The organism is Moorena sp. SIO4G3 (genome assembly GCF_010692305.1).
GTDB lineage: Bacteria > Cyanobacteriota > Cyanobacteriia > Cyanobacteriales > Coleofasciculaceae > Moorena > Moorena producens_A.
In genome coordinates, this window is record NZ_JAAHIG010000391.1 from 1 (window position 1) to 7,895 (window position 7,895).

General features: G+C 44.9%; 7 protein-coding genes and 1 pseudogene. 4 read left to right on the top strand and 4 right to left on the bottom strand.

Annotation, left to right across the window (positions count from 1 at the left end):
- Nucleotides 1-215: pseudogene (locus F6J99_RS37560) on the top strand (hypothetical protein); the annotation flags it as partial.
- 632 nt (nucleotides 216-847) lie between these two features.
- Here F6J99_RS37560 and F6J99_RS37565 read toward each other — a convergent pair.
- Nucleotides 848-1,051: a hypothetical protein gene (locus F6J99_RS37565; RefSeq protein WP_293120930.1), complete on the bottom strand. Its 204-nt coding sequence runs from the start codon at nucleotides 1,049-1,051 to the stop codon at nucleotides 848-850.
- A gap of 82 nt (nucleotides 1,052-1,133) precedes the next feature.
- Between F6J99_RS37565 and F6J99_RS37570 the strand changes: the two genes are divergently transcribed.
- Nucleotides 1,134-1,604: an SPOR domain-containing protein gene (locus tag F6J99_RS37570; protein ID WP_293120932.1), complete on the top strand. Its 471-nt coding sequence runs from the start codon at nucleotides 1,134-1,136 to the stop codon at nucleotides 1,602-1,604.
- Nucleotides 1,605-4,359: 2,755 nt separating this feature from the next.
- Here F6J99_RS37570 and F6J99_RS37575 read toward each other — a convergent pair.
- The 3 genes from F6J99_RS37575 to F6J99_RS37585 all read right to left on the bottom strand — a co-directional run bounded on the left by F6J99_RS37575 (nucleotide 4,360) and on the right by F6J99_RS37585 (nucleotide 5,503).
- On the bottom strand, nucleotides 4,360-4,803 hold the full coding sequence (locus tag F6J99_RS37575; protein WP_293120934.1) for a hypothetical protein: 444 nt from the start codon (nucleotides 4,801-4,803) through the stop codon (nucleotides 4,360-4,362).
- Entirely contained in the window at nucleotides 4,775-4,963 is a 189-nt protein-coding gene (locus tag F6J99_RS37580) for a hypothetical protein (protein WP_293120936.1), read from the bottom strand. Before F6J99_RS37580 ends, F6J99_RS37575 begins: the two co-directional genes overlap by 29 nt.
- Nucleotides 4,964-5,125: 162 nt before the next feature.
- Nucleotides 5,126-5,503 (bottom strand): hypothetical protein, encoded by a 378-nt coding sequence (locus F6J99_RS37585; RefSeq protein ID WP_293120938.1) that lies wholly within the window; start codon nucleotides 5,501-5,503, stop codon nucleotides 5,126-5,128.
- Between the two features lie 42 nt (nucleotides 5,504-5,545).
- Between F6J99_RS37585 and F6J99_RS37590 the strand changes: the two genes are divergently transcribed.
- Entirely contained in the window at nucleotides 5,546-5,743 is a 198-nt protein-coding gene (locus tag F6J99_RS37590; protein WP_293120940.1) for a hypothetical protein, read from the top strand.
- Between the two features lie 1,761 nt (nucleotides 5,744-7,504).
- Nucleotides 7,505-7,895: hypothetical protein (locus F6J99_RS37595; RefSeq protein ID WP_293120942.1), on the top strand; the 391-nt coding region annotated here is incomplete at its 3' end.

Here is a 7,895-nt window from a genome sequence, read left to right on the forward strand (position 1 = left end):
AAAAGACATAGCAGTTTTTATATTGGAATGTATGCTCAAAAATGGATTCATTTTATGGATAAATGTTGGGAATTAGTTTATGCTTTGATGCGTTTAAGTCGTCATAAGCTCGATAATTATTTACGAGGTATGAGAGCTATGAAGCTTATACAGTCTACTTTTTAGCTCTCATGTCGCCCCCCCAGCGATCATGGTACATACATTGGTTCGTTTAAAGAACAATGCCAACCCGAGCGGTTCTGCTTTGGTTGAGTACTATCTATATGGGCTGGACGGTAAGGACGTAAAGGATATAAAATTGCTTGAGTTAAACCAGGGAGAAGATTTCCAGAGGGCACAATCAGTATTATATGAGTTGAACATTTTCATTAGTAATTTAGGAGAGGAAGAGGTAGTGGTGAAAGCGTGGTATTAGATTGGACCGGCGCGGTGAAAAAACTCGTAAGGAAGGACTTGGAATATAAGGGCTGGATGGTAGTGGTTATGGACCACCACACCACCACCGTGGACGTCCCGGAGGTGGTTCCCGAGGGAAGTCTGGTCGCGCCATCAATACTAAAAACCCAACAGCAGAACAGAACAAAACCAAAAATCGCCAAGGCCATCGCACCTCAGGTCAAACCCCAACACACTAATATTCGAAGGAGTTATCGAAGGTGACCTCACCAAACCCCCAGGTTCACCACTCACCTGGGGGTGCATTCCTAACAACCGAAGGGTAAAACATGATTGAAAGACGCTCAGCAATTGCGCTTTTATCCCACCTTTCACCCATCGCCACCAACGTTGAAAATATGCCTCAATGCGCTCACTGGGCGCACCTCGCTCATAAAGCCGAGCCACATTTTCACGCATCCGTTCCACGGTCTTCCGAGCAATACCTAAACCCGCGCTCGAAAACCAATAGCCTAGTCACCACGTCAAAACCAACAGGAAATAGCTTGGGTGCAATTGCGATCGCCTTTGGCGTGGCCAAAGGCCAATCGCACAAGATGTTCTCCCTAGTAGTGCAGCTTTCAATGGTGCCCAAACCAAAATTGACCAATGGCATAACGAATGGGTATCCTTTGAATGCAAATTTGATAAGATTCAACAAGCCTATGAACAGGGTCGGTGGGTTGATGTGTTGAACTATGCTAAGAACAGCAATTTGCCACCAAGAGGCTATTGGCGTGCCTATGTTAAATCGAATCATGGCTGAAGCTCGGCAGCAACAAGCTAAAGTGGAAGCTAAACGAAAGCAACTCGCTGTACAGAATCAAATTGGCTCTAGAGCAAAGCAAGAAATTCAGAACAATTCACAGCCTGCTTCACGACCGGTTTCTATTGCCGCACCATTGCCTAAACAGCCAGTGGTTAACCCTCAGAAAACTACTGCACCACCATCGTCTAAATATACTAAAATCAAATATTACGTGATACTCAACGATGGAAGTCTCAGTGGTTTAGCAAAAGCCAGAAAAATTGTACCTGGTGCTTTTTTGAATCGATTCCCACAAGGGTCTCGAATTCAGATGGGAGCATTCAAAAACGAAGCGAAGGCAAATGCTTTTGCTAACCAACTACGTCAACAGGGAATGTCTCCTTATATCTATAGACCTTAATGGTTTTGTTAAAGGTTATTTGGTTAAAGGTTAACAGGTTGTTCGCGTAGCGTGGCCTTTAGGCCAAGGTTAATTGGTTGAAGGTTAATTGGTTGAAGGTTAACCGGTTGTTCGCCAAAGGCGTTCGGTGAAGGGTTTGTTAATAGGTTGAAGGTTAATAGGTTTTTAGTTAACCGGTGACCCTCGATGGGTTGATTGAGTATGTGGTGGGCCTAGGGAACCCACAAATCTAGTCAGCAGAAGAATCAGCGTCGGTCGGGTTTGATTGGCATGAACTCAGCATTTGTGAAAAGCACCGCCATCAGATGATTCATAGCGAGACTGGTGGCGGCAAGACTTGGCTTGGGGAATGGGTGGCAGATGGGATAGGGCTTGGACTTGACCTGAAAGTCATCTCCACCAAGCACAAACCCGACTAATATTGTGGTATGCCAGTGGTGGGGATTGGAGGTGATTTTGAGGGGATTGAGGCGGAGTTTTAATCCCAGCTAGCTTGCATGACCGAGCGGTGCTTTAATTGTGATGAGGTTGAGGAGCTGCCCCATTTGGTTCGATGTGTGGATGAATTGCCTGCTATTGCATAAAATATCGAGGGCGTTTGTAGCCCGGATGCTGACGGAGGTGATGTATAGGAGACATCGTGGTCGCTGTGTGCTGGATATTCATAATAGGGCGTATTGGTCTGAGGCAGTTTCTCTTCTCCCACTACCAAATGGGTAACTCCCCAGGAACGGTTACGAAAGCAGAGCGTCCCCCTTTGTGTGCCAGACACAGACACAAAGGTGGGTTCAACGATAGTGCTATTTCGGACGAAACGCCTAATTTGTTTGTAGCACATTATAATACCTTGGTTAGGAAGTAAAAAAAATAAAGGGCAGATTAAAAAAATCCCAAATCAGGCAGGGATTGGCTAAAATAGATCGGTTTATTCGAACGGCCAACGTGTATGATATGAAGTGTATCAAAAAACCAAAAAAAAGGGAAACGATAGTTATATCCCGTTTTTTTTGATAAAATAAAGCAACCAGAGGCGAAGTTACAGACCCTGAAAAAACCGCTCATAAACCGGGAAAACTTAATAGTTGTGATGTTAATGGTGTAAGGGAGTATCGGCTGGCTAGCCATGGAATAAGGCGAGTAGAGAATTGTAAATTAGTGCGCTACATTTTTATAGTTTAGCACACGAAAACATTAATGTTGAACATAAGGAATGGAACGGTAAGAGCAGGAAATCGACCGAACCGTTATGAATTTAAGATAAAGTGAAAGGACCGAGGTCATTCTCGGCCCGGTGCCGGTGGTGGGGTATGGTTTATTCTATATGCCCGGCAGTTCGATGCGTAGACCATCCCGAGGCTAAGGACCCTATGTCTATATCCAATTATGGTCGTCAATCAATGTATATTTAAATTGATTCAAGGATATGGCCACATCAAGGTCCAATTAGTCATAAATCTAGGTTTAATTCCGCAAAAAAAAAGGAGAGTTATATTGTAGGTGTCTACGAGAGAAACCTCAAATAAGACCGCCCTTGAAGGAAGCCCCCGAATGCATAGGAAAAGCCGTACCAAAATTCAGGCCAAGTCAACTATAACATCCGATGGGGGTTTTCCGATTTATTCGTGATATACGGTGCGGGACCCACCCACTGTTGTAGAGGGCAGCCTGACCCCGTACAATTACACATTGGAATGTGTTATTCTCTAAGTGAGAAATAGAAACAAAAAACGAAAAAGAGGTAGAGGCAAGGGAAGAAACAGATGGCTGTACTGAGGGGTTGGACCATACTATTTATCCAAAAAGGAGGAGGGTAGCGAGGTTCGATGAGAAGGTTGGCCTAGGTACCCAAGTAGAAACCGAACAAATCGTACATGCAAGCAGCTGAAAGTATGGTGGCGTCGGTTGCCGGTTGAGGTTTTTGGGTCGGGTATGCTATTTAATCCATCTTAATAGTTAAATAATACTTAATCGGAGAATTGTTCCCTTGAAAGTGGCTGCCGGGGTCGGCGTGACGGACGGTTCGAGGCAAAACCCGAGTCATCATCGAACACATGTAGCGAGATTGAAGGGAGCAAACCCAGCCAAAAACGGAAAGTGAGGAAAATGAAACACCGTAAAATCCCACAAAACAGCGCCGGACTAGTGAAGCTCATAATTGTCCTGTTGGTCATATTACAGCAGTGGACCATGGCGGCATATGGCTCCCCTACTCGTTGGGATTGTGGGAATTGGTTATTTATGCAGGAAAACCCCGAGTGTGTGGGTTTAATGTATCCGAATGACGCGTTCGAGTGTATAGAATGTAGAGCGAATTTCTATGTATGGATTAATAACGATGACGAATCGGAGCCAGCGTTAGTGAACTTATATTACAAGAAAAAAGGCAATATAACTGAGTATGTTTATGAAATTCCCCCTATGGAGTTGTCGACGTTAGAAATCCCTAATGATTGTGCGTATTGGCATGTCCAAAATGTAGGGGAGCGCCCCTTCACCATGGGACTAGATCGGGTATCTCCCAATGTACGCGAGAAGCCCCAATGAAATGTCCAACCCCGGTTTAGTTTCTCCTACGTACAAAGTGAATTCCCCCAAACCCTACGCGGAAGGGTGTCCGAAAGGGATACATGGTGTCGATTCTGCCCACAGCCCACATGACTCAACCCACCTTATCCTCCAAGTGCCAAATGTTAAAACCGGAGTTGAATGGATTGGCCGAAAAAACAGAGGGGCGAGAAATCATCGGTGAGTGAGATCACCCAGACCCCCATGAGGACCGTGAACAGGGTATTTGACTCTTTCCGATCAACCGAAGGGTTACACAAGAAAGAAATCCGCCCAGCCATGGCGCTGATATCCCACCTTTCACCCATCGCCACCAGCGTAGAAAATATGCCTCAATGCGCTCATCGGGCGCACCCTGCTCATAAAGCCGAGTCATATTTTCAACCATCCGTTCCACGGTCTTCCGAGCGATTCCTAAACCCGCAGTCGAAAACCAATAACCGAGAAAATCAAAGCCACTGGCGAGGCGACCGATAAAGGTCTTTTCGGGATGTTTGATCACCTTTAACTCAGTCATCACCTGGTTAGTGGCTTTGATGGCTTTGCGCAACTTCCAGCGGGTCGGAGCCAGAATTATCCAGTCGTCCATGTATCTTATATAGAGACTAACAACCAAGCTGAGCCATCCGGTCATCCAAAGGCTTAAGAAATAACGCTCCAATGAGTGGAGAAATAGGGCATCCTAAGGAGATGCCCTTGCTAATATCGATATAGTTACCGCCATCGGAAACAAAGCGACGTAAATAACCCCAAAACAAACATTTAACCGCTTCATCACTTACATATTTCCCCACTATCTCCATCAAAATTGAATGATTGATGCAGGCGTAATGGTGTTGCTGATTATGTGTATGGTTTTGCCCCCCTAGCCCCCCAATTCTGGGGGGAACCAAACTATCAAAGTCCCCCAGAATTGGGGGATTTAGGGGGCTTTAATAAAACTAAATTATCGCGCATTAATTCCTTAATTCAGCAACACCGGCGTAATAGCTCTTAACATCCGTGCGAAAGACAAAGGTATGATCCGATACGTTCTCAGCAACCTCTCGCACCGCGCCCTTCAATCCACCATGCCCCGCTTTATGAAAACATCGCGGGGAAAGGACGGGTTTCAAGTGTTCCGTCAATACTATGGTCATCGCCTTCAACACCAACGCATCCAAAGACGACCACCATTCATAGGACTGCTCCTCACCTCGAATCAAACGCAATTCCCGAAATTGATACTGTCCAGAACGAATTTGCGCTTGTATCTGCGGTTTTTTCTCATGCCACCTTCGTCTGACCTGCCAGACATCGGCATTAAAGTGATAATGGGTCACTAATTTTGGCAAAGGCAGTACAAAACTATCAGGCAGGAAATATCATGGGGGTAAATGCGATCGCTAGCCAACGCCCTTTGGGCTCATCGCCTTTGGCGTGACCTACGGTCAATCGCACAAGACGTTCTACCTAGTAGTGCCGCTTTCAATGGTGCCCAAACCAAAATTGACCAATGGCACAATGAATGGGTATCCTTTGAACGTAAGTTTGATAAGATTAAACCAGCGACTAGAACAGGGTCGGTGGGTTGATGTGTTGAACTATGCTCAGAATAGCAATTTGCCACCAAGAGGCTATTGGCGTGCCTATGTTAAATCGCATCATGGCTGAAGCTCGGCAGCAACAAGGGTGAATTAGAAGCAAAAAGAAAGCAACTCGCTGTACAGCAATCTTATTGGATCTAGAGCAAACAAGAGAATTCAAAACAATTCACAGCCTGGTTCAAGACCGGTTTCTATTGCTGCACTGACTTTACAGCCAGTGGTTACCCGAAAGATAACTACTGCACCACCACCGTCTCAATATACTAAAATCCTTTATTAACAATTCTACTGAACGAGTGTAGTTCTACTGCATGAGCTTAAGCCGGGAAAATAGATTACATGCTGACCCAATGGTCTATCAAAATTCGTTATTGTTAAGCATACCAGCTTGGTCAATCACGAGGAGAAATCGTTTATTCTTCCCAAGACAAAATTCAGTGGCTGGCATCAATATACAAGGTGTTCGAGATATGTGTTCACACAAGGCAGCATCCACGCAGTAGTTTCACCGGATTCAGGAGTTCAAATCCCAAACTTGAAAAAAAAAAACATGAGAAAGACGTTGGCTATCGGTTGAACTCCCGCGTTGAACCCAAACTCGACCTATTGAGGATGAAGACATAGTCTCGGTACAGCCCTTCACATTACTTATATTGGCTGGCCGGATATCGTTCTGGTGGTTAATCAGGTTTCATATCCAGTTTTTTTTTCCAATTTTCTGGCTCAGGTACGTGCGATTCCGATGTTCGGGTTCAGGACGAGTTGGACTAAAGTTCATAAGTTAGAGAAACCCCCAATATTTGCGGCAATCTGACCGGCGTTCAGGTCAGTTCACAAAAGCCAACCGCACACAGACGACCATACCTTTATATACCAACATGGTTTTTTACATATTCATATTAACGAGCTTGATAACCAGTTGTACTTATGGATTCAAGGCAGGTACCATTATGTCGTAGGGTAGCCCGTACTCGAATAGCTATTGTGCAGTGTGTTTAATAACTGATCAACGAAAATTTGATTGTGAAAAGTGTTACTGAGGCAAATAGCAGTGGTGTGGTTTCCAATTCACGGTATTATGATGTGGATTAGGGTCGGTTCGGTGACCTGGCGTCAGTAGGCGTGAAGAAACCAACCATACGTAACAATATTTCGTTTGGTTGCGTCATGTCTCCCATTGATGATCGCAATCCTTTTGCCCATACTACTACAAGATCGCAGCCGGCCACTTTATATGTGTGTACGGAGAACCCACAACTTAGGCAATGTGTCATCCAGAAGGAGTCCGGAATTTATATATTACATCAAACAGCATAATACAGTGCGGAGGACGAAGAGTGGATTCTGGTATGCGCGAGGTGAAAAAGGAATATTGTACTCCCCTCCTAAGGCATAATTGAAGTCCCCACGATGCGGTATGGCAGGACGGTCGGTAAGTATTAATCATCGATGGCGAGGGGGTAGGCATTGAAGCCCAAGGGAAAAAAGAAAGTCACCAGGTCTTCATACGGATAGTGACCTTTCCGGGAAATGGAGGAGCACAGAGAAACTAAACCGGCACCAGTAGAGGTTGCTCAAATCAGGAATTCCATGAATTGAACAGATTGTATAACCCCGCTCAAAGTTATTCTACTAATTTTAGTACGAATTGGACTAAACACAAACACAACCCCTAACCCAACCCGTAAGACAAATCAAGCGGGGTAAAACGTAGTATAATAAACGTGGCATCTAGAAACGAAAAAAAAGATGAAACTATTCCGGCTGTGTCAACCATATTATACCCAAGCCATAAAAACCCTGTGTGTGTTTCTCCTGATGGCGTTCTGTCTGCTATGCCAAGGGGAAATAGCCCTGGCGCAAACCGACGATGTATTATGCACACTGTATGAAGAGAACTTCTGTGAGGTAACTATCCCCGCTAATTCCACCTGTGTAGTTTCTGATTGGGACGAAGGCGGGAACCCCACAGTGAAGATGGAAATCAGGTTAAAGCGAAAAGTCCAGCAATACCCAACGATTATAAGGGTGTGGCAAGAAGAGGTTTCACAGTCGGATTGGACCAGGCCGGCATTAGATGATTTATCGTTATATAAGGGAGAATTTTTCGGAGGATATATAACTTATACTAATCAATTGA

Coding starts and splice junctions, on each gene's coding strand:
- F6J99_RS37565 (WP_293120930.1), bottom strand. CDS start 1,051: ATGCCATTGGTCAATTTTGGTTTGGGCACCATTGAAAGCTGCACTACT.
- F6J99_RS37570 (WP_293120932.1), top strand. CDS start 1,134: ATGCTAAGAACAGCAATTTGCCACCAAGAGGCTATTGGCGTGCCTATG.
- F6J99_RS37575 (WP_293120934.1), bottom strand. CDS start 4,803: ATGACCGGATGGCTCAGCTTGGTTGTTAGTCTCTATATAAGATACATG.
- F6J99_RS37590 (WP_293120940.1), top strand. CDS start 5,546: ATGCGATCGCTAGCCAACGCCCTTTGGGCTCATCGCCTTTGGCGTGAC.